Annotated in this window: 23 protein-coding genes; 11 read left to right on the forward strand and 12 right to left on the reverse strand. The window is 68.8% G+C overall.

Annotated features, from left to right (window positions below; translation table 11 throughout):
* Window positions 1–35: 35 nt before the first annotated feature.
* Window positions 36–815 carry an alpha/beta fold hydrolase gene (locus tag OKJ99_RS11400; protein WP_326015845.1) on the reverse strand — a complete coding sequence of 260 codons (780 nt, stop codon included), beginning with the start codon at window positions 813–815 and terminating at the stop codon, window positions 36–38.
* Window positions 802–1,905 (reverse strand): saccharopine dehydrogenase family protein, encoded by a 1,104-nt coding sequence (locus OKJ99_RS11405; protein ID WP_326015846.1) that lies wholly within the window; start codon window positions 1,903–1,905, stop codon window positions 802–804. Before OKJ99_RS11405 ends, OKJ99_RS11400 begins: the two co-directional genes overlap by 14 nt.
* Window positions 1,906–1,974: 69 nt before the next feature.
* Here OKJ99_RS11405 and OKJ99_RS11410 point away from each other — a divergent pair, with 69 nt between their 5' ends.
* From OKJ99_RS11410 to OKJ99_RS11440, 7 genes are all read left to right on the forward strand, one after another.
* The gene (locus OKJ99_RS11410; protein ID WP_326015848.1) at window positions 1,975–2,550 is read left to right on the forward strand and encodes a TetR/AcrR family transcriptional regulator; all 576 of its coding nucleotides are present in this window, start codon (window positions 1,975–1,977) and stop codon (window positions 2,548–2,550) included.
* A 106-nt stretch (window positions 2,551–2,656) separates the two neighbouring features.
* A complete protein-coding gene (locus OKJ99_RS11415; RefSeq protein ID WP_326015849.1) occupies window positions 2,657–3,583 on the forward strand; it encodes an acetoacetate decarboxylase family protein in 927 nt (308 codons plus the stop codon).
* Between the two features lie 7 nt (window positions 3,584–3,590).
* A complete protein-coding gene (locus OKJ99_RS11420; RefSeq protein ID WP_326015850.1) occupies window positions 3,591–5,180 on the forward strand; it encodes a succinic semialdehyde dehydrogenase in 1,590 nt (529 codons plus the stop codon).
* 63 nt (window positions 5,181–5,243) lie between these two features.
* Window positions 5,244–5,954 (forward strand): type 1 glutamine amidotransferase domain-containing protein, encoded by a 711-nt coding sequence (locus OKJ99_RS11425; protein ID WP_326015851.1) that lies wholly within the window; start codon window positions 5,244–5,246, stop codon window positions 5,952–5,954.
* 523 nt (window positions 5,955–6,477) lie between these two features.
* Complete coding sequence (locus OKJ99_RS11430; protein WP_326015852.1) at window positions 6,478–6,615, forward strand: hypothetical protein; 138 nt, start codon at window positions 6,478–6,480, stop codon at window positions 6,613–6,615.
* Window positions 6,616–6,620: 5 nt separating this feature from the next.
* The gene (locus tag OKJ99_RS11435; RefSeq protein WP_326015853.1) at window positions 6,621–7,817 is read left to right on the forward strand and encodes a phospholipase D-like domain-containing protein; all 1,197 of its coding nucleotides are present in this window, start codon (window positions 6,621–6,623) and stop codon (window positions 7,815–7,817) included.
* Window positions 7,818–8,180: 363 nt separating this feature from the next.
* Window positions 8,181–9,038, forward strand: coding sequence for a hypothetical protein (locus OKJ99_RS11440; protein ID WP_326015854.1), 858 nt, complete (start codon window positions 8,181–8,183; stop codon window positions 9,036–9,038).
* Here the strand turns inward: OKJ99_RS11440 and OKJ99_RS11445 are convergent.
* Window positions 9,016–10,731 (reverse strand): carbohydrate-binding module family 20 domain-containing protein, encoded by a 1,716-nt coding sequence (locus OKJ99_RS11445; RefSeq protein WP_326015855.1) that lies wholly within the window; start codon window positions 10,729–10,731, stop codon window positions 9,016–9,018. The genes OKJ99_RS11440 and OKJ99_RS11445 overlap by 23 nt on opposite strands.
* A gap of 661 nt (window positions 10,732–11,392) precedes the next feature.
* On the reverse strand, window positions 11,393–12,139 hold the full coding sequence (locus OKJ99_RS11450; RefSeq protein WP_326015856.1) for a phosphotransferase family protein: 747 nt from the start codon (window positions 12,137–12,139) through the stop codon (window positions 11,393–11,395).
* 465 nt (window positions 12,140–12,604) lie between these two features.
* Between OKJ99_RS11450 and OKJ99_RS11455 the strand changes: the two genes are divergently transcribed.
* A complete protein-coding gene (locus tag OKJ99_RS11455) occupies window positions 12,605–12,868 on the forward strand; it encodes an integrase core domain-containing protein (protein ID WP_407700674.1) in 264 nt (87 codons plus the stop codon).
* Window positions 12,869–12,997: 129 nt separating this feature from the next.
* Here OKJ99_RS11455 and OKJ99_RS11460 read toward each other — a convergent pair whose 3' ends face one another.
* From OKJ99_RS11460 to OKJ99_RS11480, 5 genes are all read right to left on the reverse strand, one after another.
* On the reverse strand, window positions 12,998–14,473 hold the full coding sequence (locus OKJ99_RS11460; RefSeq protein WP_326015859.1) for a glycoside hydrolase family 32 protein: 1,476 nt from the start codon (window positions 14,471–14,473) through the stop codon (window positions 12,998–13,000).
* A 29-nt stretch (window positions 14,474–14,502) separates the two neighbouring features.
* The gene (locus OKJ99_RS11465) at window positions 14,503–15,387 is read right to left on the reverse strand and encodes a carbohydrate ABC transporter permease (protein WP_326015860.1); all 885 of its coding nucleotides are present in this window, start codon (window positions 15,385–15,387) and stop codon (window positions 14,503–14,505) included.
* Complete coding sequence (locus OKJ99_RS11470) at window positions 15,384–16,358, reverse strand: carbohydrate ABC transporter permease (protein ID WP_326015861.1); 975 nt, start codon at window positions 16,356–16,358, stop codon at window positions 15,384–15,386. Before OKJ99_RS11470 ends, OKJ99_RS11465 begins: the two co-directional genes overlap by 4 nt.
* A 110-nt stretch (window positions 16,359–16,468) precedes the next feature.
* Window positions 16,469–17,797, reverse strand: coding sequence for an ABC transporter substrate-binding protein (locus OKJ99_RS11475; protein WP_326015862.1), 1,329 nt, complete (start codon window positions 17,795–17,797; stop codon window positions 16,469–16,471).
* Between the two features lie 94 nt (window positions 17,798–17,891).
* Window positions 17,892–18,929 carry a LacI family DNA-binding transcriptional regulator gene (locus tag OKJ99_RS11480; protein ID WP_326015864.1) on the reverse strand — a complete coding sequence of 346 codons (1,038 nt, stop codon included), beginning with the start codon at window positions 18,927–18,929 and terminating at the stop codon, window positions 17,892–17,894.
* 251 nt (window positions 18,930–19,180) lie between these two features.
* Here OKJ99_RS11480 and OKJ99_RS11485 point away from each other — a divergent pair, with 251 nt between their 5' ends.
* Window positions 19,181–21,586, forward strand: a complete 2,406-nt coding sequence (locus OKJ99_RS11485) for a GH32 C-terminal domain-containing protein (protein ID WP_326015865.1) — start codon at window positions 19,181–19,183, stop codon at window positions 21,584–21,586.
* A 165-nt stretch (window positions 21,587–21,751) separates the two neighbouring features.
* Here OKJ99_RS11485 and OKJ99_RS11490 read toward each other — a convergent pair whose 3' ends face one another.
* From OKJ99_RS11490 to OKJ99_RS11500, 3 genes are all read right to left on the reverse strand, one after another.
* Window positions 21,752–23,071 carry a replication-associated recombination protein A gene (locus tag OKJ99_RS11490; RefSeq protein ID WP_326015866.1) on the reverse strand — a complete coding sequence of 440 codons (1,320 nt, stop codon included), beginning with the start codon at window positions 23,069–23,071 and terminating at the stop codon, window positions 21,752–21,754.
* A 108-nt stretch (window positions 23,072–23,179) separates the two neighbouring features.
* Window positions 23,180–23,548: an MmcQ/YjbR family DNA-binding protein gene (locus tag OKJ99_RS11495; RefSeq protein WP_326015867.1), complete on the reverse strand. Its 369-nt coding sequence runs from the start codon at window positions 23,546–23,548 to the stop codon at window positions 23,180–23,182.
* On the reverse strand, window positions 23,545–23,940 hold the full coding sequence (locus tag OKJ99_RS11500; RefSeq protein WP_326015876.1) for an MmcQ/YjbR family DNA-binding protein: 396 nt from the start codon (window positions 23,938–23,940) through the stop codon (window positions 23,545–23,547). The genes OKJ99_RS11495 and OKJ99_RS11500 overlap by 4 nt, the downstream gene beginning before the upstream one ends.
* A gap of 94 nt (window positions 23,941–24,034) precedes the next feature.
* Here OKJ99_RS11500 and OKJ99_RS11505 point away from each other — a divergent pair, with 94 nt between their 5' ends.
* Both OKJ99_RS11505 and OKJ99_RS11510 read left to right on the forward strand, forming a co-directional pair.
* The gene (locus OKJ99_RS11505) at window positions 24,035–24,976 is read left to right on the forward strand and encodes a helix-turn-helix domain-containing protein (protein WP_326015868.1); all 942 of its coding nucleotides are present in this window, start codon (window positions 24,035–24,037) and stop codon (window positions 24,974–24,976) included.
* Entirely contained in the window at window positions 24,973–25,509 is a 537-nt protein-coding gene (locus OKJ99_RS11510; RefSeq protein WP_326015870.1) for an IS5 family transposase, read from the forward strand. The genes OKJ99_RS11505 and OKJ99_RS11510 overlap by 4 nt, the downstream gene beginning before the upstream one ends.
* Window positions 25,510–26,014: the final 505 nt, after the last annotated feature.

Here is a 26,014-nt window from a genome sequence, read left to right on the forward strand (position 1 = left end):
TCCTTGAGATGGATGGTGCGGGTGGTGACGACAACTCAACTGCGAGCGGCGTCGTGCCACCACGTGACGATGCGGTCGACCACCGTGGCCGGGGTGCGGACCCAGCCGACATGGTCGTGGGTCGCCCCTTCGGGCACCTGGTCGCTGGTGTGGTGCCAGCGTGTCACCGAGGTGGACGAGAAGAGGCGATGCGCAAGGTCGTCGACCGCCTTGAGCGGCGACAACGCGTCGTCGCCCAGGCTGATGACGAGGGCAGGGGTGGTGATTGGCTGGTCGGCCGCGTACGGCGGTCGGCCGGTGAGCACCATGCGGGCCCATTCCCGCATCAGGGTGCGCGCCCCGGGGCCGCCGAAGGCCGGCTTCGGGAGGTAGCCGAACGCCGCTGTCATCGCCGGGACCATCAGCGCCGCCATGGCAGCGACGTGGAGCCCCCCGTAGGGGTAGTGCCGGTAGCGCGGGATCGCGCCGGCGACCGTGATCACCCCGTCGGCCGGCGGGCGGGTGAGCTCGTGTCCGGCTACGAGCTGTCCCCCGAGGCTGTGACCGAGGAGGAGCACGGGCTGTGCGGGTGACTGCGCCCGCGCGGCGGCGACGGCGTGCGCGATGTCGTCGATTTCGTCGCGGTAGGCCCAGTCCTCGCGTCGGCTCGCTCGTGGCTCGCCGCGCTCGAAGCCTCGCCGGCGCAGCGTTCGGGCTTGCCACCCGTGTCGCTCGAACTCGGCGACCAGGGAACGGTAGTAGCGGGAGCCGATGGCCATCGCCGGTGAGATGAGGACGATCGGCGTGCTGGTGCCGCCCTTGTCAGCGTCCGGCATGGGTCGCCGTCTGCGAGGTGATCACGGTGAAGGAGATGCCGGCGCCGCCGAGTCGGCGCAGCAGGTTCTCTCCCATTGCGGTGGCGGTGGTGACCTGGCCGGCGGTGGGCGGGTTGTCGTCGAAGGCGAGGCACAACGCCGACTCGGCCAGCATCTTGGCTGTCTCGGTGTAGCCGGGGTCTGCGCCGCTGACCTGGGTGTGCACCCTCTGACCGCCGCCCTCGCCGACGATGTCGACGGTGAACCAGGTGCGATCGCGCCGCTCCGCAGAGGGCCCCTCTCCTTGGGGGATGCGCCGGCCGATGGCGCGGCGCAGGGGCGGGATCTGCACGGCTGCCAGGGCTGCGGTGAAGCCGGCCAGTGTGCCGGCGACGGTCGCGGCGCGTCGGGCCCCGGCGTAGTGGGAGTAGGTGAAGTGGGGCCCGTAGTCCGGGCGGGCGAGCGCGGAGCGCCGTACGACGTCGGGGTCGATCGTGGGCAGCGGGATCAGCCAGGTGTCGAGCGTGCGGTCGCGACGGGGGCGGCCGATGCGGGTGCGGACCTGCCGGCCGTGCGGTCGCGGCTCGAGACGGCGGCGTCCGGCCGCGGCCGGCAGCATGGCGCGCGGTCGCGACAGCTGGCCGAGACCGGAGTGCAGGGTGCCGCCGGAGATGGTGGCGTTGGTGCGGACGACTCCCCGAAGGGTCACTGGTACATCGGACGGCAGCTGCTGGACGGTGAAGAGCGCACCGAGGTCGTGCGGGATCGAGTCGAAGCCGCAGGCGTGAACGATGCGGGCACCGGTCCGCTCGGCGGTGGCGTGGTGCTCGACGTACACCCTGATCACGACCCGTGCGGACTCGGCCACGCGGGCCAGGGACTGCGGGTCGGAGGAGTCGGCATGGAGCAGCGCAACGTCGTCCAGCTGCGGGTTGATCCGGACGAGCCGGTCGCGAACGGCCTCCAGCTTGGCCTGGTTGCGTCCGGCCAGGGCGAGCCTGGCTCGGGAAGGGGAATGAGCCGCGAGGTACTCGGCGGTCAGAGCGCCAGTGAAGCCGGTGGCGCCGAGGAGTACAACGTCGAAGCGGCGCGCATCCGTGCGTGGGGACATCGAGTCTCGGTCCTTCGAGCGTACGGTATGTTTACGGTGCTAACAAAGCATAGGAGGGCGAAGTAAGCGATGTCAACATCAGAGAAGAGCAGCTACCACCACGGCGATCTGCGGGCGACGCTGCTGTCGACCGCGATGGAGATGCTGGAGGGCGGCGAGCCCTTCTCGCTGCGCGCCATCGCACGCCAGGCCGGCGTGTCGCCGACCGCGCCGTACCGCCACTTCAAGGACCGCGACGCCCTGGAGTCCGCGCTGGCCGTCGAGGGTTTCCGGGACCTGCTGGCTGATCTGGACGGCGGGCGCGGCCTGCCCGCCTCCCTCCCAGACCTCGCCGAGTTCGCCGTCGCCTACGTCGCCTTCGCACTGCGGCGCCCGGCCCTGTTCCGCGTGATGTTCGGCAAGCCGTGCGACGACGCCGACGACGAGCGGATCAAGGCCGCCGACGCCCTGCATGAGCTACTGGCCGACGCACTCGACCGCGTCTTCCCCGACGCGGACGCCTCGGCCTTGGCGACGGCCGGCTGGGGACTCGCGCACGGGCTGGCCTCCCTGTACCTCGACGGCAAGCTGCAGGCCGCATCGGGCGAGGAGGTTGCCAACCGGGTGCGCGGCGCCTTCCTCGCCATCGCGTCGGTCGGCTCCTGACGCGCACTGCCCGCCCCTCGCACGCCTCGCGCCATTCATTGTTGACGGTGCTCACATCCCGTGCGACCCTCGGTGTTAGCGCCGCTCACATCGGAGGAGAGAGCCCATGTCATCAACCGGCAACCTGACCGACCGGACCGTAGAGGTCGATCTCGGAGGGCGTCTCGTCACCGTCCCTGAAGGCGGCCTCTACGACCGGTTCCGCATGGACACCGACCTCGACGAGGTCGAGCGGGACCCGCGGGTCAGCAGCGTCGACTTCTTCCGTCGGATGCCGAAGAACCGCGTGGACTCCCGCATCGGACCCACGCTGACGCCGAACTTCTACTACCGCATCTCCACGACCCGGCTCACGATGCTCGCGCCGACCAAGGCGATCCGGGCCCGCCTGCCCCGGGAGCTGGACCCGCTCGAGCTCGCCCCGGGGCTCGGAATCGTCTCCGTGATGACCTTCCGCTACGACGTGTGCGACATCGACTTCTACACCGAGGCCGCGGTCGGCGTCGCCGTGAAGCCGGCGCGGCACGGCGGGCTTGGCCTGCTCGACCTGGTCACCGGGCTCAAGAACGACTGCCTGCACTCCTACGTCCTCTCGCTTCCGGTCAACACCGAGATCGCGCAGGTGCGCGGCCACGACGGCTACGGGTTCCCCAAGTGGGTCGCCGGGCTCGACGTCGACATCGACACCGACCGCACCTCCGCCAGGCTCACCAACGACCGGGGCGGTCTCGACCTCGCTCTGTCGGCGCCCACCCCGAAGCAGACCGCCCGGCCCAGCGGCGAGCACGTCTCGACGCTGACCTCCTACACCACGATCGACGGCGCCTGGCACTCCACGACCAGCCAGATCAACATGCTCTCCTCGGGAACCACGCGCTTCCCCCGCGGCCTGGACCTGCAGCTCGGTCAGGGCCGGGTGAGCGACGACCTGCGGTCACTGAAGCCGATACGGACGATCCAGCTCGACGTCACCACCGAGGGCCAGCTGGCGCTGCACATGCCCGTGCCCACCTCCATCCAGGACCGGAGCTGAGGACGAGATGACCACCACCACGAACACCGGCCGTGTCCAGACCGCCCTGCCTCCTTCGCTGACGCCGGCCCGGATCGCCCGCCTGGCCACCCTGGTGGCCGCCGGTGCTCGCGCCCAGCGGGTCACCACGACCTCGCCGTACACCGGCGCACCGCTCGCGGACCTGCCGGTCTCCACCCCCGACGACGTCGAGGACGCCTTCGCCCGGGCACGCGCCGCCCAGGCCGGCTGGGCAGCCACCCCGGTCGCCGACCGCAAGCGCATCATGCTGCGTTTCCACGACCTCGTCCTCCAACGGCAAGAGGAGGCCCTCGACCTGATGCAGGCCGAGAGCGGCAAGACCCGCCGGGACGCGTTCCTCGAGGTGAGCGACATCGCGATCACCGCTCGCTACTACGCGCGCAGCGCACAGCGGCTGCTCTCACCCAAGCGCCGCAAGGGCGCGATCCCGGTGCTGACCCACACCACCGAACTGCGGCATCCCAAGGGCGTCGTCACCGTCATCTCGCCCTGGAACTACCCGCTCAGCATGGCCGCCGGCGACGCCATCCCGGCCCTGATGGCCGGCAACGCCGTCGTACAGAAGCCCGACACCCAGACCGCCCTGACCGCGCTGTGGGCACTGGCCCTCATGCGCGAGGCCGGACTGCCGGCCGACGTCTGGCAGATGGTGGTCGGCCGTGGCAGCTCCATCGGAGACGCGCTCATGGCCGGCGGCGACTACATGATGTTCACCGGCTCCACCGCCAGCGGGCGCCGGATCGCGCGCGACACGGGTGAGCGGCTGATCGGCGCGTCCCTGGAGCTCGGCGGCAAGAACGCCATGGTCGTCCTCGCCGACGCCGACATCGACAAGGCCGCCGCCGGCGCCGTCGCCGCCTGCTTCCCCTCGGCCGGCCAGCTGTGCGTGTCCATCGAACGGCTCTACGTCGCCGACGAGATCCACGACGCGTTCGTCACCGCGTTCGTCGAACGCGTCCGGTCCATGCGCCTGGGTGCGGCCTACGACTTCTCGGTGGACATGGGCTCGCTGACCACCCCCGCGCAGCTCGAGACCGTCAGCTCGCACGTGAACGAAGCCGTGTCGAAAGGCGCGACCGTGCTGGCCGGAGGCAAGGCCAGGACCGACCTCGGGCCGCTGTTCTACGAGCCGACGATCCTGGCCGATGTGACCCCGGAGATGACGCTGTTCGACCACGAGACGTTCGGCCCGGTGGTGTCGATCCACCGCCACCGGTCGGTCGACGAGGCGGTGGCGATGGCCAACGCCACGCCGTACGGCCTCAACGCGAGCGTCTGGGGCCGCGACGGCGCCGAGGCCCGCAAGGTCGCGGGACGGCTGCACGCCGGCACCGTCAACGTCAACGAGGCGTTCGCCGCCGCCTGGGGCAGCATCGACGCCCCCATGGGCGGCATGGGCGACTCGGGCCTCGGTCGCCGGCACGGCGCCGAGGGACTGCTCAAGTACACCGAGGCCCAGACCGTCGCCCACCAGCGCCTCCAGGGCTTCACCCCGCCCGGCGCGGTGAACTACGAGCAGTGGGCGCGGCTCCTGACCCGGGCGTTCAAGACGCTGCGTGCCCTGGGCGTCCGCTGACCGACCACCGGCCACGACGGCCCGTCACCTGGCCGTCCCGGTCCGCATGAAGGAAGATCAGTCATGACCAAGCGCATCCTCAACGTCGTCACCAACGTCGGCCACTACGACGACCCGTCCCACACCACGGGCCTGTGGCTCTCCGAGCTCACGCACGCCTGGCACGTCTTCGAGGAACACGGCTACGAGCAGACGCTCGTCAGCCCGGCCGGCGGCGCGGTGCCTCTCGAACCGCGATCGCTGAAGTTCCCGAACTACGACAAGACAGCCAAGACCTGGCGCGCCGACCCCGGAAAGATGGCGCTGCTCGAGAACACGGCGAGCCCGGACCAGATCGACCCCTCCGAGTACGACGCGATCTACTTCACCGGCGGTCACGCGGTGATGTACGACTTCCCCGACAGCGAGGCACTGCAGCGCATCACCCGCGAGATCTACGAGCGCGGCGGCATCGTCTCCTCGGTCTGCCACGGCTACTGCGGCCTGCTCAACACCCGACTCTCCGACGGCTCCTACCTCATCGCCGACCGCAAGATGACGGGATTCGCCTGGACCGAGGAGGTCCTCGCCCGCGTCGACAAGCTGGTCCCCTACAACGCAGAGGAGAAGGCCAAGCAGCGCGGCGCACGCTACGAGAAGGCAACACTGCCATTCGTCTCCTACGTCGTGACCGACGGCACTCTCGTCACCGGCCAGAACCCGGGCTCGGCCAAAGCCACGGCGAAGAAGGTCGTCGAGGTCATCGAGGGCAACGCGTCGAAGGAACGAGGCTGAGTCGAGACGCAGTCCTCCCGTGACAGATGGTCATCGGATCGACGTCGCTGAAGACCGCGCCCCACGTCAGCGGGAATGACCTCGCCTGACCGCCAGTGTTCCCCCAGTGGACCCGTACCGTCACCGGCCTGCTGGGGGCCTGAGACGGTCACCCTGCGAAGCTCTCCGACGCAACCATGATCAGCAGTGGATTATCTGCCTCGCGCACTGACTCAGTACGGGCCCGGTCGACCTGGACCAAACACCACGAAGCGATCGAGGAAATACCGTAGTCGTGAGACAGGCCGCCAGTGTCCTCAACTTGAGACTGACGAAGAGTCGCTGGTCAACAAGGACACCCAATGCCGCGAGCCGGGAGAGCCTACAAGGCACAGAGAGACTCCCCCGTCCGCATGGTTCGGTCCAGGCCGAAACACATTGCGGGTCGCGGGTGCGCGTCACGAGCCTGGCCGGACGACCGAACGACCAAGCGTGACCGCCCTTGTGGGGACGGCCGCGCGCACGGAGACAAGGAGACCTGCTCATGCTCACCGTCATGCGTCCGAAGATCACCACGGCCCTCACGGTCGTGCGCACGACCGTGGCGCGCGAACCGGGTGGTACGACGACCCCGCCGCGCTCCGCACCGGCCACCGACGCGGCAGCACAGATTCAGAGGTGACCGGCATGCGCAGACTTCTCCTTGTCGTCGCTGCCGGAATTCTCGCGGCGTTCGGGCTCAGCGCGCCCACCACCGTGACAGCGGCGCCGCCGCCGGACCTCGGCACAAGTGCGGTGTTCAGCAAGCCGGGTGGCACCGAGGTCAAAGACCAGCTGATCCGTCTGATCGACGGATCCGAACACGGCTCGATCTACCTGAGCACCTTCCTCTTCCGCGACGAGGACGTAGCCGCGAGCCTCACCGATGCCGCCGAGAGGGGCGTGGGTGTGAAGGTGATCGCCGACTATCGGACCCTCAACAAGCACCCGGACATCTACGGGGGCTTCGACGACGCGATGAAGAACGACGGCAAGGACTCCACCTGGGCGAAGCTCTGCTCCAAGGGCTCGGGGTGCATCGGGAACAAGGGCTCCGCGTACCAGCACAGCAAGTTCGCCCTGTTCTCCAACACCCTGCGGCAGTCCAAGGTCACCTTCATCACGACCGCGAACCTCACGGGCGACGACACCGTGGGCGGCACCGGCGGCTGGAACAGCGCCTACACGCGGGTCGGCAACGACGGCCTCTACGACCGCATGCACGACTATTTCTACGACCTGCGGGCGGAGACCAAGAACGACGACTACTACAACACGAAGGGCGGCAAGCCGGCCACGTACAAGAACGTCAAGACGTACTTCCACCCGCGGCAGGGCGCCAACACATTCGTCAACATCCTCAAGGGCGTGGACTGCAACAAGGGGGCGCTGATCCGGATCGACCACTGGTGGCTCGCGAAGACGGACCTCGCCAAGAAGCTCTGGGAGATGGGGCGGACGGGATGCGGGGTGCAGATCGTGGTCAACCAGCTCTCCGAGAAGGCGTGCGAGGCGCTGACCAAGAAGGACGGCGGCTACACCGGTCCGCAGATCCGCGGCTTCCGCGCCGCCCAGCGCGAGCACGGCACGCACGGGAAGAACATGACGATCGTCGGGAACTACCTCGGCAAGGACCGGTACGTCACCTTCACCGGCAGCGCCAACTTCACCCCTTCGTCACTGGAGGAGAACGACGAGGTCACCGCGCGGATCGAGGACAAGACCATCCACCACCTGTACGCCGGCAACATGCTGGACGTCTGGAACGCGGCGACCATCCGCGACCGGGACTGCACGAAACTGGCCCCGGCCGATGCGAGGGCTCCGGCCGATGAGGACAGCTGACTGACGGTTCCGCCTGCGGATGCCGAGCAGCCCGTCGCCCCACCAACGAGGGTGCGGCACGCGGCCCTTGGCAAACCCTGGAGGGCAGAAGAGAGGGGGCCTGCCCTCCAGGGCTGCTGCCGCGCGCCGGACGGGCGCGGTCAGCAGCCTCGGCGTCGTGCTCGCCGCGGTCGCGGACAGCGTGCCGCTGCTGTTCGTATCCCTGCTGTGTACGGCTCGGGCACGGCTGGCCTGTTTCCTCTGTCGCCGCGTGAATCCGGCCACTCTGGCGTGGAGACGTTGCGTCCGCGGCTCTGCGCCTGCCCGAGAATGTCGTCCATGCAGATCAGGATCGTCTTCGACGGTGCGGCAGCATGAGCACCCGTGCTGCTTCGTCTCGCGTACCTGACCGTCACCAACATGTTCGCCGCGCTGCGGTTGATGCCGATGAGCGACCGCGCCAAGGACGTGGAAATCCTCGCCCTTCGCCACGAGATCACCGTTCTCGAGCGGCAGCTCGGTTCGGGCCGGGTGCAACTCACTCCGGAAGACCGGGCGTTCCCCGCCGCCCTGCTGACGCCACTACCCCGTCAGGCCCTGCACCGGCTACGACTACTGGTCCAGCCCGACACCGTGCTGCGCTGGCACCGCGACCTGACCAAGCGGCGCCATGCCCGCACCTGCCGGACGAAGAAACCCGGTCGACCGCCCACGGCCCACTCGATCCGCAAACTCATCCTGCGCCTGGTGCGGGAGAATCCATCGTGGGGCTACCGCAGAGTGCACGGCGAACTCACCACCCTCGGCATCCAGATCGCCGCCTCCACCGTCTGGGAGATCCTCACCTACCAGGGCATCGACCTCGCACTCGACCGGGCCGCCACCACCTGGGCCGACTTCCTGCGTTCCCAGGCCGACGCTCTCCTGGCCTGCGACGTCATCGAGACCGTCACCCACGAGCGCCATCTACGCCACGCGCTCCTCCCATTCGAACTGCACTACAACGCCCACCGGCCCCACCAAGCGATAGACCAGACAGCACCCCTACGCGCTGCCCCCCGAACCACTCTCCAACGCACAGATCACCCAACTGAAGGCGCGCCGGAGAGACCGCCTCGGCGGAGTCCTCCACGAGTACCAGCATGCCGATTGAGGTGCACGGATGGAGTTTTCGGCAGGCGCAGAGGCAGGTTGCCGGGCGGCCAGTGCAGCAAGTGGGTCAGCCGCGCCAGGTGTCGTTGAGCGTGACGGCGCCGGAGGGCGGGACGGTGGCGGTGCGGTTGCTGCCGCTCTCCCAGGTGACGTTGCCGCTCGCGTCCTTGCGCAGGTACTTGTACTCGAAGGAAGTTCCGGCCGGCAGCGACACGTCGAGCTTCCAGACCGGGTAGGCGGCCGGGTCCAGCTTCAGGGCGTTGCCGGTGTTCCAGTCGCCCAACTGGTCCTTGTTGCCGGTGACGTAGATGTTCTGGCCCAGCACGGTGGTGGCGTTGACGTTGAAGGACGCGCGGGTGGCCGTGTTCCCGCCGTCGCCGGGGTCCGTCGACCCGCCGCCGCAGGTCTTCGCGCCCACGTGCAGCGCGAGGGCCGTGTTGGCGCCGAGGGTGGCGGAGAACTGCCCGGAGGAGTTGACGGTGACGCCCTTGCCGGACTGCACGTCGCAGTAGTCACCCGCGGGCAGCGAGGTCTGGAACGTGCGGGTGAGCGAGGAGCCCTCGTGGTTGATGGCGACGTAGGCCTTGTCCCCGCGGCCGAAGGCGATCTGGTTGTTGCCGTTGTCCCACCAGTTGGTGACGGACTGCCCGCGGGCGGTGTTGCGGAACTTCACCATGCTGGCGATCTCACGCCAGGCGTGCTGGCACTTCCAGCCGTCGGTGTAACAGGCGTTCACCTGGCCGTTGTTGGGCCCGCCGGCGTCCTTGTCGCTGAACTCGAACCCGGAGTGCACGTCGGGCGCCCCATAGGGCCAGGCCAGCATGAACACGTTCGCGAGGGTGTAGTTGGCGCCGTCCTTGTAGTTCAGGGTGGAGCCGTTGCGCTCGGTGTCATGGTTGTCGACGAAGGCCGCGCCCTTGCCGCTGGGGAGGTAGCCCCATCCCTCACCGAAGTTCTTGAGGTAGGAGAGCTTCTCGCCGGTGAACACCCGCTTCAGGTCGCGACCGTAGGAGAACTCCTGCACGTCGCCGTTGTTCAGGTACTCACTCGGCTGCACGGCCTCGCCGGTCGCCCCGATGACCTCCTGCTTCCAGTAGGCGCCCGGGTTGCTCAGCCGCGACTTGATGTTGGCCAGGTCACCGGCGGGCATGTGCTTGGCGGCGTCGATACGGAAGCCGTCCACGCCCAGGGACAGCAGGTCGTTCAGGTAGCCGGCGATCCGCCCCCGTACGTAGTCCTCACCGGTGTCCAGGTCGGGCAGGCCCACAAGCTCGCAGTTCTGGACGTTCCCCCGGTCCCCGTAGTTGTTGATCTCGGAGCGGCAGTCGTCCATGTCCGCGCCCGAGTAGGTGCCCGGGTAGTCGTACTTGCTGAAGCCCGATCCGCCGGTGCCCGTGCCGGAGGAGTTGGCCATGTGGTTGATGACCGTGTCGGCGACGACCTTCACACCGGCCGCGTGGCAGGTGTCCACCATGTTCTTGAAGGCGTTCCGGTCACCGAACTTGGTCGCGATCTTGTAGCTGACGGGCTGGTACGCGGTCCACCACTGGCCACCCTGGATGTGCTCGTTGGGCGGCGATACCTGGACGTAGCCGTATCCCGCCGGACCGAGGGTACTGGTGCACTCCTTGGCGACGGAGGCGAAGTTCCACTCGAACATCACCGCGGTGACGTCCTTGTCTCCGGGCGGGGACGCCTGCGCCGGGCTGGGGACCGTGACAGCCGCGGCGGCTCCCGCCAGGACGGCGAACGCAGCGGCCGCGGCCATGGATCTTCTGGCCATGGATTCTCCTGAGTCGAAGGTCAACGCTCCGTGCCCACACGGACATTGAGGCGCTTTCAGCATCTTGCTGCAAGAGATTGCGGAGGTGAACGTATGGGCCGCGTGACGCGTGGTCAACCCTTTGGACGTGCACTCGTGAACTCACCGGCAGGAAGGGATACACAGCCAGAAGGGCCGGTACAGTCGACCCTTCCGCCTCGGCACAGCTGGTGATTTCGACGTGGGCGACGGTGTTGTGTACGGGCGCGATGCCGATTCATGCGGACGCCCAACTCGTCGAGGGGTAGCGCTGCCAGGAATGCCCGATCACTCGGATGAACTGCGAGTTTCCTGGCCGAGTTGGCGCTGCGGCACCGTGATCTGATGACTCAGGGCGAGGACCTCTACCTCCTTCTCCTGTTGCTCATCGGCAGCAGGCACAGCATGACGAACGCGTTCGTCACAGCCAGGTAGGTCAGTCGCAGCAGCACGGTCGATCATCTCGCCGCGTGGTCGACAGCCGCGCGAGAGCGCCGACTCCAGCGACCGCAGCCGCCATCCGCCAAACCCCGGCACACCCGCTCCCACCAAGGCGGACGAGATATTCGGCAAGGGCGGGGCCCCAGGGGATGGCCCGTGCGATGTGTCAGAACGCGCTCACCGCACGCGGGCCCGCGCAGCCTCACATTCGGGATCTCAGCACGTCGACCTCACAGCCCGGCGCGAAGGGGTCGAAGCCGTGCTCGATCAGCCAGCGAACTATCAGCAGGCTTCGCAACGACCACCACGCGTGGATCACGTCGAGGTCGATGTCGGTGCCATAGCCGGCGATGACGTCGTCGAGGTGCTCCTCGTGTCCGAGTGTGAAGGTGGCGAGGTCGTGCAGGGCATCGCCCTGGCCCGCCTCGGACCAGTCGATGATGCCGGTGACCTCGTCGCCGTCGACGAAGACGTGCGCGATCTGCAGGTCGCCGTGTGTGAACGCCGGAGTCCACGGCCGGAGTGCGGCCTCGGCGACCTGGCGGTTGCGGGTGACCAGGCCGGCGGGCAGGAGACCGTTCGTCACGAGCAACGCGCATTCGGCGTCGAGTTCCGCCGTCAGCGCGGCGATGCTCCGGCCGGCCTGGCCCCGCCGGGCCGGCAGGGGCGCGTCGTGCAGCTTCCGGATGGCGGCGCCCGCCGCGGCCCACGCCGCCGGCGACCCGGTCGACGGCCCACCGAGGCGCCCGAGCGTCGTTCCCGGAAGTGCGGCGATCGCGAGCACGGGCGGCTTGCACCACAGGACTTCCGGGGTTGGGACCGGGGCGAGGGACATCGCCTCGACCTCGGCGTCGATGCGCGCCTGGTCGGCGTCCACCTTCAGGAACACGTCGCCGACGCGCAGGGTCGCGCGCTCGGAATGGGCGACGACGACTTCGACCTCATCCATGGGCGACCAGTATCCCGGCGGCGATCGCCGACGTCGCCGGGTTTATCGCGTGCGACTGCGCGGCTGACCGTGGCCCGCTGCCCGGCGGCCTCGTGCACGACACCGACCTCTGACCAGGTCAAGCCCCGCGGGTGCCCAGGAACGACATCATGACCTGTGCCGCGCTGCTGCGCGCGGCTTAGCTCGCAGTGTCCAACGCCCTCGCCCTGCCACGCCTGTTGCCGACGAGCGACCGAGAGACGGACGTGGAGGTACTGCCGCTGCGGCACCAGCTACTGGTCCTGCAACGGCAGGTCGGCAGGTCGGCAGGCCCACATTCACCGACATCGACCGCACCGTCCTTCGCCAGCCTCCCGCTCCGATTTCCTGCTGCGCGACCGCCACAGCAAGTACACCGACGCCCTCGACGCCGTCTTCGATACTGAAGGCATCGATGTGCTGCTCAGTGCACCCCAGGCGCCGCGCATGAACGCCCACTGCGAGCGCGTCATCGGCACGATCCGACGAGAGGCGCTCGACCACGTTCTGGTCATCAACGAGGCCCACGCCCGACGCGTCCTCGCCGAATTCCAGAAGCACTACAACTCCCACCGGCCACACAGGTCGCGAGACCAACGGCCACCCGAAGCCCCACAAGCGCCGCCAGTCCTGCCCGTGGGCACGCCGTGCAAACTCCTGCACACACGTATCCTCGGCGGAGTCATCAGCCAGTACCAGTACGCGGCTTGACCTGCGGCGATAACTTTTCGAGCCCCACAGGACTGAACGAGTGGACGGTCGACGGGACCATACGTACGCGGCTGACGCGAAACGTACGGTCCCGGTCCCGGTCCCGAACTTCCGTGCCGCAACCGCGCCTTACGCGCCCGCGGCGGCCTCCGGCGTCCTCAGCGCGTGCGCCGTCAGCGTCACCTCGACCGGATCGCTCGCGATGCCGCGGGAGACCAGGGTCCATGTGTCGCTCCGCGCCGGATAGAAGCGCAGGGTCAGCGCCTCACCGGAGCCGCTGAAGATCTCCGCGATGGAGTGGTCGAGGATAATCCGCAGCTCGACCTCCCCTTCCTCGCCCGGGGTGAGCTCGGGCAGTGGCATCCGGTAAGCGCCCACGTGGGCGCGGGTATCGGCGGAGGCGCCTCCGCGGTCGACCGTCAATGCGCCGTCCCGGATCTCCAGGTCCAAGTAGCCGGTGTCATCGGCGTGATCGTCGTCATCGGTCCTTCCCGCCCCGCACATGATCCGCAGCCCCCAGGCCGCTTCCTGGGCGAAGCCGAGGCGGACGCTGATGTCGGCCGCGGGGCCGACACTGCCCAGCACCGATGTGGTCCCGGGCTGTGCGCGCGTGGCCTTCAGCCACGTACTCGTACGCAGACCGTCCAGCTCACGGGCCGGCGCCTGGTGCGGGCCTCCGTCGGGGCGCAGGGTCAGTTCCCGGGGGACGGTCAGGACTCCGGCCCAGCCCGCCTCCTTGGCGCACGAGTCCTCACGCGCCTCCCAGGACCAGCCCCACAACAGCCACCGTCCGTCCGGGGCGCGCATCAGGGCAGGGGCGTAGAAGTCGGGTCCGTGGTCGAAACGGGTCGCGGTGGCCGGGAAGCGGAAGTCGCCGCCCTCGCGGTGACCGGGCCAGGCCACCACGTGCGATGGACCCGTGCGCTGGTACCAGGCGCTCGTGAGCAGCAGGGCGCGTCCGTCGTCGTAGACGGCCAGTTGGGGACACTCCCATGCCTCCCCCGTGCGGAGCGCGGGGGCATTCGGTGTGGTGTCCGCCCGGCGGTGGAGAGGCCCCTCGTAGGTCCAGTCGGTGAGGTCTGGTGAGGTGTACGAGAGGGCGGCGCCGTCGCCGTCGGCGTATCCGGCTCCGACGAGCATGCGCCAGTGGTCGCCGTCCCGCCAGACGTACGGATCGCGGAACGTCGTCACGCCCGACGGCGGGTCCGCCACCAGGAGTTCGGGGCGCTTGACGAAGGTGCTCCCGTCCGGGCCCGAATCGGCCGCGGCGACGGGCTGCCAGGGGCGGCCGACCCGGTGGGCCGAATAGAAGGCGGTGATCCGGCCGTTGTGCGAGACGGCGTTGCCGGAGAAGCAGCCGTCCTCGTCGGGCAGCCCGAAGTCGGGGGACAACGCGAGGGGTTGGGGTTCCCAGCGCAGCAGGTCCCGGCTGCGGTAGTGGCCCCAGTGGACGCGGTCGTGGGTGGGCGCCTGCGGGTTGTGCTGGAAGAAGACGTGGTACCAACCGTCGTGGTGGACGAGACCGTTGGGGTCGTTGATCCAGTTGGCCGGCGGCCTCAGGTGCACCTCGGGCAGGTGCGGGTCCCGAATGCGGTCGTCGGCCATGGGCCGCCTTTCGAAAGGTTCGATACTGGTCACTCCTTGACCGCCTGCGCCGCCACGCCCTGCACGAAGGCGCGCTGGAAGATCAGGAACACCACGAGGGTCGGGACGGTCATCATCGCGGCGAACGCCATGATGTCTCCCCACTGCAGCGGCGGCAGTGTCTGGAAGACGGACATGCCCACCGGCAGCGGCCGTACGTCCTCGCTGCGCGTGGCCATCACCGGCCACAGGAGCTGACCCCAGGTCATCAGGAAGCTGAGGATCGCCACGGAGGCGTACGCGGGCTTCGACAGCGGCACGATGATGCTGCGGAAGGTCCGCCAGGGACCGGCCCCGTCCACCCGGGCGGCCTCTTCCAGTTCCCGGGGCAGCGCGAGGAAGAACGAGTAGAAGAGGTAGATGAAGAACGGGTTGGCGATGAAGGGAACGATCTGCGCCTGGTAGGTGTCCAGCCATCCCAGCTGCGTCATCATCAGCAGCAGGGGGATGGCGAGCGCCTCGAACGGGATGATGATGAGTGCGACCACAGCCGCGAGCACCATGTTCCGGCCAGTCCAGCGCAGCCGGGCGAGCGCGTAGCCGAACATGCTGTTGACGACGAGGCCGAGTCCGACCGTGGCGCCGCACACGACAAGGGAGTTGAGCAGCAGGCGGCCGAAGTTCGAGCGTTCCCAGGCGCTGGTGAAGTTCTCCAGCGTCGGGTGCAGCGGGATCAGCGCGCGCCAACTGCCGCCGTCGGCCAGGACGTCGGCGTTGGGCTTGAGCGCTCCGGCGAACATGAAGGCCAGCGGGAGCAGCATGACCAGCGCGACAAGACCGCAAATGAGGTAGTGGAGCAGGAGGTTGTGGGCAGGGCGGGGGCGCTTCGGAGCCGGCCGCGTCGAGCCGCGTCCGGGAGTGGTGGAGAGAGTCATCGGACGGCGCGCTCCTCACGGCCGAGCCGGCGCTGGATGAGCGTGACGGCGAGTACGAACAGGAAGAAGACGACGGCGATGGCGGAGGCCTGGCCGATCATGCGCCGGGTGTATCCGGTCTGCAGCAGTTGCAGCATCATCGTGCGCGTGGAGTCCGTGGGGCCGCCGGGGAACTGCGGCATCATGTAGACCTGGTCGAACAGGCGGAAGGCGAAGATCGCCGTCACGTTGATCACGAACACCAGGGTGTTGCGCAGGCCGGGGAGTGTGACGTGGCGGAACTGCTGCCATGCGCCCGCGCCGTCGACCCGGGCTGCCTCGTACAGCGAGGCGGGGATGGCCTGCAGACCGGCCAGGAAGATCACCATCTGGAAGCCGACGCCCTGCCAGACCGAGGTCAGCACGATCGCAGGCATCGCCCAGCTCGTGCTGGACAGCCAGCCGGGGTGCAGGTGTCCGAAGGTCAGCGTGCCCAACACCCCGTTGACGAGGCCGGAGTCGGGAAGCAGCAGCACCTTCCACACGACCGAGGCGACGGCCATCACCGTCACGGTGGGCAGGAAGTAGACGGTGCGGAAGAAGAGGCGCATCCGCAGCTGGCGGTTGACCAGGACGGCCAGGGCCAGGGCGACCGCTGTCTGTACGGGGACGACGATGACCGCGAACAGGGTGTTGTTGCCGAACGAGCGCCAGAACTGGGCGTCGGTGAAGATGCGTTGGTAGTTCTCCAGGCCGCTGAACTCCACCGGGAGCGGGGAGGCGAGGCGCTGGTTGGTGAACGACAGGACGACGGCGGAGACGAACGGGAAGATCAGGAAGACGGCCAGCAGGGCCGCGGCCGGGACGGAGAACAGGAGTGCGGCGACGCGGCCCCGACTGCTCGCCCCGGAAAGTGTGCGGCGCCGGGCCGGCCGGTTCGCCGGGGGCGGTGGCGCCCCCGGCGCAGGTTTGTCGAGGGTGGTGTGGGACATGGTGGATCACCTCAAGGCGTGGGACGTGGTGCGGTGGTGGAGCGTGGAGCGCCGGTGCGGCGGCGGGATCGGGCACACCGCCGCACCGGCCGTTCACCTGGGAGTGCGTCTCACTTGACGGGGTAGCCGTCGTTGTCCTTGATGTCCTGGTCGATCGTGTCGACCGCCTTCTTCAGGGCGCCGGGAACGTCCTTGCCGAGGCTGATGTCATCGACGGCCTGCGAGAACGCCTGCGTGATGGTGGGGTAGGCCGGGGTCTGCGGACGCGGCACCGCCACCTTGGGCGCCTGGTTGAGGCTGTCGGTCACCAGGCTCATCGGGCCGCCGGGAGCGTAGATGTCGGTGTCCTTGAGCGCCGCCGTGGTCGAGGGCGGCGCGCCCACGGCGTCGTACATGGTGAGCAGGCTCTTCTTGGTGAGCAGGTACTCCAGGAACGCCGCGGCCGCGTCGGGATCCTCGGCCTTGCGGGTGATGCCGAACTGCCAGGAGCCCATGCCGGTCTTCGAGCCGGTGCCGAAGTCGGGGAGCGGGAGGACGGCGAGGTCGTCGCCGGCCGCCTTCTTGTAGCCGTTCTTGTAGGCCCACATGCCGTTCCAGGCGATCGGGCTGGTCTTCTTCAGGAACGGGGTGTCGTCCTGGGCCTCGGTGTCGACGTATTTCTTCGTGTACCAGGACTGGAAGGTCTTCATCGCCTTGACGACCTCGGGCTTGTCCAGCGCTCCGGCCGCCGTCTGGTATCCCTCACGGTCGATCAGGTCACCGCCCGCGGACTGGACGATGGGGCTGAAGGCATAGGAGAACCACTCCCCCTGCCGTCCGTACCACATGTGTGTATCGAGGGGCTTGGCGTAGCCCGCCTTCTTCAACTTGCCGAGGATGTCGGTGAATTCGGCGGCACTCCAGGCGTCGTCGACGCCGGTGGGGATGCGGGCGCCTGCCTTCTTCAGGGCGGACTTGTACGCGTACAGGACGACGCCGGAGTCGAAGGCGCCGACGCCGTACAACTTCTTGTCGTAGGTGCCCTGTTGGATGATCGAGGGCAGCAGCTGCTTGCGGGTTCCCGCCTTGAGGCAGTCGTCGAGCGGTATCAGGTCGCCGTTCCAGGCGTAGTTGTAGAGGTTGGGGCCGTCGAAGTCGAGGACGTCGGGCAGCTTGTCGGACGCGGAGGCGGCCTGGACGGCGTCGTTGTACGTGCCCTCGGGGACGCTCTGCACCTTCACGGTGACCTGGTCCTGGCTCGCGTTGAAGTCCTTGACCACGCCCAGGAACGTCTTCTTCTCCGCACCTCCACCGTGGTAGAAGGTGCTGATCGTCCGCTTTCCGTCGATCTTTCCGTCGCACGAGGAGCCTGACGAGGAGGCGGTGTCGCCGGATCCTGAGCAACCGCTGATGGTCAGCCCCAGGGCGGCACAGGCCGCGACTACGATGGTTCTGCGCATTGAGGTTCGTCCGTTCTTGAGTTGAAGGGCACGGATGAGCTGCGGTGGGGTCGGGTGGCAGCCCGGCCCCACCGCATGTGCTGAGACGCTGTTCTCAGTCGGTCGGCCGGGGACGCTCGACGGAAGCGCGCTCCCGCAGGGGCATGAGGACGCGGTGGGTCGATGCACCCAGAGGGCTGTCGCCGAGGATCAACTCGACGGCCCTGCGGCCGAGTTCAAGGTGCGGCAGAGCGACCGTGGTGAGCGTCGGCTTGAGCCAGCCGGCGATGTCCTGGTCGTCGAAGGACACGATGGAGACGTCCTGCGGGACGGACAGGCCGGCCTCGGCGAGCGCCTGGTAGGCGCCGAAGGAGACCCTGTCGGTGGAGCACACCAGGGCGCGGGGGCGGTGGCCTTCGGCGAGCAGGCGGGACACTTCCCGGTAGCCGTCCTCGGCATTCCAGTCGCATTCGACCACGCCGTCGAGCCTGCCCCCCGCGTCCCGCAGGACTTCCTGCAGGCCCCGCATGCGTTCCAGGCCCGCGAAGTTGCCGTCCGGGGAGGCGGGGATGGCCTGATGGCCGCCGATGGCCCAGATCCCGCCGGCGTGTCCCGCGGCCAGCAGCGTCCGGCCCGCCGTCCGGCCCGCCTCGATCTCGTCCGGGATCACCGACGGCGCGTCGAAGCCGGGGGCCAGGCAGTTGAGCAGCACCACGCGCCGGCCGTGCAGTTCGGGGGGCGGGGTGACGTAGTGGGTGTACATCGCGGCGTAGATGACCGCGTCGACCTGTCGGTCCAACAGGCCGTTGACCAGGCCGGATTCCACCGCCCGGTCGCCGCCCGTCTCCGTGATGAACAGCAGGTGGTCCTTCTCTCGCGCCGCGTCGAGGGCGCCGCGGATCACCTCGCCCGCGAAGGGGGTCGTGGTGATGGTGTCGGAGACGAAGCCGATGGTCTGGCTCGACTTCGTACGCAGGCTGCGCGCCGTGACGTTGGGGCGGTACCCCAGGTCGGCCGCCGCCGCCAGAACCTTGTCCCGGGCCGCGTCCGAGATTCGCATGTCGGTGCGGCCGGAGAGCGCGAAGGACGCCGTCGTCGGAGACACCCCTGCACGGCGGGCGACGTCGGCCATGGTCACGCGGTTCCCGGGCATCGGCTTCCAGACCTCCGTTAAATCGGATTAGCAAGTGCGGTTGAGGATGCTGCTCGCGCCACGCCCTGTCAATGTCTCGGACACCGACGATCAACAAGGGTGGCCTCTATGGGTAGTTGGTCACGCTCTTGAGACACGTCGGCGTAACCCACTCTGCGTTAGCTCTTGCGTTAGCAGCTCCAGCGGCCGAACGATGCCTGCGATCCACAGAGGTAAACCGATTTGGCATCACTGCCCACTCAGGAGCCGCCATGAAGAGAAGAACAGTCCTGCGCGTCCTGTCCGTCGCCGCCGGAGGCGCCCTCGTTCCGCTTGCTCAGCCCGCCGCCGCCTCGGCGCGGAAACGCCGACCGAAGGCCGCGGGCCTCACCGCCTACTGGGACTTCACCGAAGGGACCGGCGCGGCCACCCGGGAACAGGTCACGCAGTCCACGAACCCGATCAACTACGTCTTCAACGACGCTGTCTACAAGCCGGACAGCGACCCGCTGTGGACCGCGAAGCAGCGGGCGGACGGGGTTCTTTCCGGCGCTCTGCTCTTCGACGGCTACTCCACCTGGATCGCACGCGGAGCCGCGGAGACCACGCTCCCCACCGACGGGCTGACCGTCGAAGCCTGGGTCGCGCCGCGCGCCTTCGAGTGGGGCGACGACGGCAAGCCCTCCGTCATCATCAACCAGCAGGACAAGGGCGCCCGGCGCGGTTTCTGCCTGGGCGTCGGCCGGCACGGCGTCTGGCAGTTCGCGATCGGTACGTCGGACGCCTGGCACGAGGTCACCGTGCCGAAGTCGGCCGCGCTGGCCGCGGGCGAGTGGGCACACATCGCCGCCGTCTTCTCCCCCGCAAACGGTGCGCTCAGGCTGTACCTCAACGGTGAACCGGTCACCCAGACCGCGATCCCCACGACCGCGCGACTGAGCAAGGCGGACGTCCCGCTGCTCGTCGGCCGGCACAACCAACCCGCCATCATCAACGGCACGTTCGCGGTCAACATGTTCAACGGCCTGATCGACGAACTGAAGCTGCACGGCGGCGCCCTGACCGACGCCGAGGTCGCGGCGAACCACCAGGCAGACCTCAAGACATTCGACGGCGGCACGATCCCCAAGGCCGCAGCCGCCCTGACGATGAACCGCTCGCGCTACGACGGCGACCGCTACCGCCCGGCCTTCCACTTCACCGCACCCAACCACTGGATGAACGAACCGCACGCACCCATCCAGGTCGACGGCCAGTACCACCTCTTCTACCAGCACAACTCCCACGGCCCGTACTGGCACAACATCTGCTGGGGACACGCCGTCAGCAAGGACCTGGTCCACTGGCGCGACCTGCCCGTCGCCCTCGCGCCCACCGCCGACAGCGTGGCGCCCGACGGCGTCTGGTCCGGCGCCTCGGCCCTCGACGCGAACGGCGTCCCCGCCCTCCTCTTCACCGCCGGCAACGACTCGCAGCGCCCCAACCAGGCTGTCGGCCTCGCCCGCCCCGCGGACCCCAGCGACCCCGACTTCGCGCAGTGGACGATGCACCCCACGCTCGTGATCAGTCAGAAGGAGGACCTCGACGTCGGCGCCGGCCGCAAGGTCCGCTTCGGTGACTTCCGCGACCCGTTCGTCTGGAAGGAGGGCGACACCTGGTTCCAGCTGGTGGGCTCCGGCGTCCAGACCTCCTCGGGCACCGACATCGGCGGCACCGCACTGCTCTACACCTCCACCAACCTCACCGACTGGACGTACCGAGGGCCGTTGATGGTCGGTGACGTGGCGGCCCACCCGAAGACCGGGCAGGTGTGGGAACTGCCGACCTTCCTGCCGATCGGGAAGGACGCACAGGGCCGCGAGCGCCGCGCTCTCCTCGTCAATCCGGCCTTCCCCGCGGGGCCCGGCGAGTACAGCAGCAAGTACGTCTTCTACTGGGTCGGCACCTGGGACGCCGGCTCCCGCACCTGGAACCCGGACACCACCGATCCCCAACTCCTGGACTACGGCGACCACTTCACCGGCCCCAGCGGCACGATCGACGACAAGGGACGCTCGCTGGTCTTCACCATCGCCCAGGACCGCCGCTCCGAACAGGGCCACTACGACTCCGGCTGGGCGCACAACGCGGGCCTGCCGATCGTGCTGTCCCAGCGGGCGGACGGCGAACTCGCCTTCCAGCCCGTGACAGAGGTGGCGGGCCTCCACGACGGCGCGCCCCTCGTGAGCATCGACTCCCCCACCTCCCTCTCCGACGCGAACACCGCCCTCGCCCCGGTCAAAGGCGACCTGCTCCACATCAAGCTGACACTGGAGGCGGGCAGCGCGGCCACGCTCGGCCTCGACGTGCTGCGCAGCCCGGGCGACGAAGAACGCACCCGTCTCTTCTACGACACATCAGCCAAGGAGTTCGGAGTGGACCGGACCCGTTCCGGCAACGTCTCCAGCGCCGTGCCGGACCTCGGCGTCCAGAAGGGCCAACTCACCCTGGTGGACGGCACGTTGACCCTGGACGTGTTCGTCGACCGCTCGATCATCGAGGCGTACGCGAACACCCACCGCTCGATCACCACCCGGGCGTACCCGTCCCGCACGGACTCGCTCGGCCTGCGTCTCTTCGGCGAGGGCAGCACCGTCGCGTCCCTGACGGTCTGGAAGATGGGCAGCATGGCGGTCTGACCTCACAGTGGGCTGGGGCGGCCCAGGCAATCGCCGACCGGCTGACGGCACCTCCATACAGGGCGCGAACTCCGCAGACGGGGCTGCGGGTTCGCGCCGGTGAAGGCGTCGGTCTCGGCACCCGGTGCTCCAACACCGGGACACCGGGCGGGGCCGAAACGGGCGTCAGCCCTCGGGGTTTCGGCGTTGCCTGCGCAGGGCGGCCCAGTGGCGCAGGCGTTCGCTGATCTGGGCTTCGTAGCCGTTGCGGGTGGGCTGGTAGTACGTCTCGTGGTCCATGCCGTCGGGGAAGTAGTCGGCGCCGGAGAAGCCGTCGGTGGTGTCGGGGTCGTACTGGTAGTCCTTGCCGTAGCCGAGGTCCTTCATCAGCCGGGTCGGGGCGTTGAGGAGGTGGGCGGGCGGCATGAGTGAGCCGGTGCGGCGGGCGGATCGGTGGGCCGCGTTGAAGCCGCGATAGACGGCGATGGACTTGGGGGCCGTGGCGAGGTAAACAACGGCCTGGGCGATCGCCAACTCGCCCTCAGGGGAACCGAGTCGCTCGTACACGTCCCAGGCGGCAAGCGTCTGCTGGAGGGCGTGCGGGTCGGCGATGCCGATGTCCTCGCTTGCGAAACGGACCAGGCGGCGGGCCACGAACAGCGGGTCCTCGCCGCCGTCGAGCATGCGGGCGAGCCAGTACAGGGCCGCGTCCGGGTCGGAGCCGCGCATCGACTTGTGCAGCGCGGAGATCAGGTTGTAGTGACCCTCCTGCGCCTTGTCGTACAGCGGGGCGCGCTGCTGGATGTGGTGGGCGAGCGCGGCGGTGTCCAGGGGGGTGCCGGGGTCCGGGAGGGCCTGGAGCTGCTCGGCCATGTTGAGGAGGTAGCGGCCGTCGCCGTCGGCCATGGCGATCAGGGCGTGGCGGGCGTCGTCGTCCAGGGGCAGTTGGTGGCCGGTGAGGTGCTCGACGCGGTCGAGGAGGGTGGACAGTGCGGCTTCGTCGAGGCGTTTGAGGACGAGGACCTGGGTGCGGGAGAGCAGGGCGCCGTTGAGTTCGAAGCTCGGGTTCTCCGTGGTGGCGCCGATCAGGGTGACCGTGCCGTCCTCGACGTAGGGCAGGAAGCTGTCCTGCTGGGCGCGGTTGAAGCGGTGGATCTCGTCGACGAACAGCAGAGTGCTCTGGCCGATGGTGCGGCGGCTGCGGGCGGCGGCGAAGACCTTCCGCAGCTCGGCGACGCCGGAGAAGGTGGCCGACACCGGCTCGAAGGCCAGGTTGCCGGCGTCCGCGAGGAGCCGGGCGATGGTCGTCTTCCCGACGCCGGGCGGGCCCCACAGGACGGCGGAGGTCAGGTGCTGCTGGGCGACCATGCGGCCCAGAGGGGCGTCCGGGGCCAGGAGGTGGTCCTGGCCGACGACCTCGTCAAGGCGGGTGGGGCGCAGGCGGTCGGCGAGTGGCCGGGTGGGCTCCTCGTCGAAGATCGGCAGGGTCGCTTCGGTCGGTTCCATCGGTCTCTCGGATCGCGGGCGGAGGTGTGCGAGCGTGCAGCTGTGGCAAGCCTTGCACGGGGCACTGACAGGCGTGGGCTCAGCGGGTCGTGGGCCCGCTTGCGGCGCTCATCCGGCAAGGGGCCGGTCGCGCCCGGGCAGCCGCTCGACGACCAGGTTGTAGGAGTCCTCCACCGCGTCGGTGACCAGTCTCTTGGTGATGCCGGGTCCAGGGCCCAGCGAGATCCAGTGGCGTTTGTCGAGGTAGCGGCCGGGTGTGATCGAGGCGTGGGTGTGTACGTGTGCGCGGGCGTGTTCGGGTTCGCACTTGACCGTGATGATCTGCTCGTCCGGGTCGTCGGTGACGATGAGGAACACCTTGCCCGCGACCTTGTACACGTCGAGTGCGGGCGTGAAGGGGTATCCGTGGCTGACACCGGGCAGGGCCAGGGCCGCCTGGCGGGCGGTGTCCTGGAGCCGGTCGCCTCCCGCGCTCACGAGGCGGCCTGCCTGCCGGCGCCGTAGGTGTGCGGGTCGACGGGTTGCTGGGCCTTGGGCAGGCGGGCGACGACCAGCCGGTAGGAGTCGGTGACGAGTTCCTGGACCAGCTCCTTGTCGACGCCTTCCCCGGCTTCCAGCGTGATCCAGTGCTTCTTGTTCATGTGGTAGCCGGGGCTGATGTGGCGGTACTGCTCCCGCAGGGCGTGGGCCTCGCCGGGGTCCGCCTTGAGGATCACAACGGGGCGCCCCGGGACCTCGGTCATCAGCATGAACACCTTGCCGCGCACCTTGAAGACCTCCCAGTCGTCTCCGAAGGGATGCTCCAGCTGGGCTCCGGGAAGCTCCTCGGCGCAGTCGGCGGCGGTCTTGTGCAGGGTCGATCCGTTCATGGTCATGGGGCGTTGTCTTCCTCACGGGGTGGTCGCTGCGGCACACCCCATCCTTCCCTCGAAGTCGACAAAAAGGGCAGTAGGCTGCGGACATATGATGGTCGACAAGCGACACCCCACGGCGAACGGACAGGCCTGCCCAGCCGGACCGACCGCAGTTCCGCTGTACGGTTTCCAGCCCCCGGTCGGCACCCCGTACGGCCTCGAGGTGAGTACCGTCGAGGACTTCTTCGCCGAGCACGACGACTGGCCGTGGAACCCGCCCCGTCCGGGCCGCGCCACCTTCCACTACCTCATCGCCGTCACCGAGGGCGAGTTGCGGCACGACGTCGACCACCTCACGCGGACCGTCGCCCCCGGCCAGTGGCTGTGGGTACGCCCCGGGCACACGCAGTGCTGGCATCCGCTCGGCGCCGCCCGCGGCTCGTTCATCCTGTTCGAACCGGATGTACTGCGGCCCGACATCGCCCGCCTGCTCGCCCCGCTCACCGCACACGCGGCCCCCGCCGTGCTGAGCCCGCACCCCGACGACGCCGCCTGGCTCCAGCAGACGGCGCTCCAACTCCTGGACGAACACCGGGCACTGGGGCGCCGCCCCCTGGATGTCCACCACGCCCTGCGCCGCAGCCTGCTCGAATCGCTGTTGCTGCGCCTGACCGACTCCCCCGGGCTCACGCCCACCGGTGCGATGGCCGACACGGGTCGCGCCGACACGTACGGCCGGTTCATGGACGCCCTGGAGCTGCACTTCCGCGAACTGCACCGGGCCACGGATTACGCCGAGCTGCTCGGCTGCTCGGTGCGCACCCTCAGCCGCGCCGCTCGGCAAGCCACCGGCAAGGGCGTGCGTGAGCTCATCGACGAGCGGCGCCTGCTCGAAGCCCGGCGCCTGCTGGGACATGCGCAGTGGGACGCCCGGACCGTGGCCGCCCACCTCGGATTCTCCGATGCCGCGAACTTCGGCCGCTTCTTCCGCGACCGCACCGGTCTCACCCCGGCCGCCTTCGCGGCCCGCGACACCACGACCCACCCGTGACGGCGGCCGGGCATCGGTGTGTCTACCCAACAGATCTGTCCGACACCGAGTGGGCGGTGTCGGCTCCGCTCGTGCCGCCGCCGAAGCATCCACGTCGGGAGATTCTCGATGTACTGGCGTACTGGGTTCGGGCCGGCTGCGCTTGGCGGTTGCTGCCACACGACTTCCCGCCGTGGCAGACCGTGTCTCACTACTGGCGGCAATGGCGAATGGAGGGGCTCTGGGAGGAGATTCCTGCTGCGCTGCGGGAGCGGGAGCGTACCGGACAGGGGCGTGAGGCGACGCTGAGTGACGGGGTGTTGGGCAGTCAGAGCGTCAAGGCCACCGAGCGTGGTGGCTGGCACGGCTACGGCGGTGGCAAGAAGGTGCTGGGTATCAAGCGCCACCTCCTGGTCGACACACTCGGTCTGGCCCTGGCGGTCTGTGTGAGCCCGGCGAATGTCAGCGACCGCGATGGCGCCTCGGTATTGCCGGCCCGCCCCATCACTGTTCGAGGTCGATTACCTCACCGTCGAACACGCGGAAATCTGTAGTGGCTGGAGTAGACATTGGTGGGTGGTGTGGTTATGGTTTCTCTTGTAGCCGAGATCGAGCAAGCCCGGCAGAGATGAACTGCAGGGCAGCAGTACCGCAGTTGCAGTTCGCAGGACGGTGCGGTGGTGGAGTTTCGAAGCCAGGGTTGTTGCAGGACGGCGACGGGGCTGGCGACCGGACCGGGTGGCCCGCAGTGATCAGGGGCCGCCGTGAGCAGTACCGCAGTGGCAGTACCCGCAAGTGCAGGATCCAGCAGTGCAGTTGAGTGAGCAGCACCTCGGTGAAGGCGTCGGCTGCGGACGCGCGCACCGGGAAGTTCGGCAGTGGGGTTCCAAGCCAGAGCAGACGCAGGACGGGCGACGGGGCTGGCTGCCGGAAAGTGGCGCTACCGCAGGCCACCGAGCAGTACCCGCAGTAGGTAAGTGAGTGATCCCAGAGGGAAGAAACGGAGGAGCCGAGCGCCATCAGGATCGCCCGGGCGGAGTCTTGAGCCCGGGTACCGCA

Origin of the sequence: Streptomyces endophyticus (assembly GCF_035798155.1) — a bacterium.
Lineage (GTDB): Bacteria > Actinomycetota > Actinomycetes > Streptomycetales > Streptomycetaceae > Streptomyces > Streptomyces endophyticus.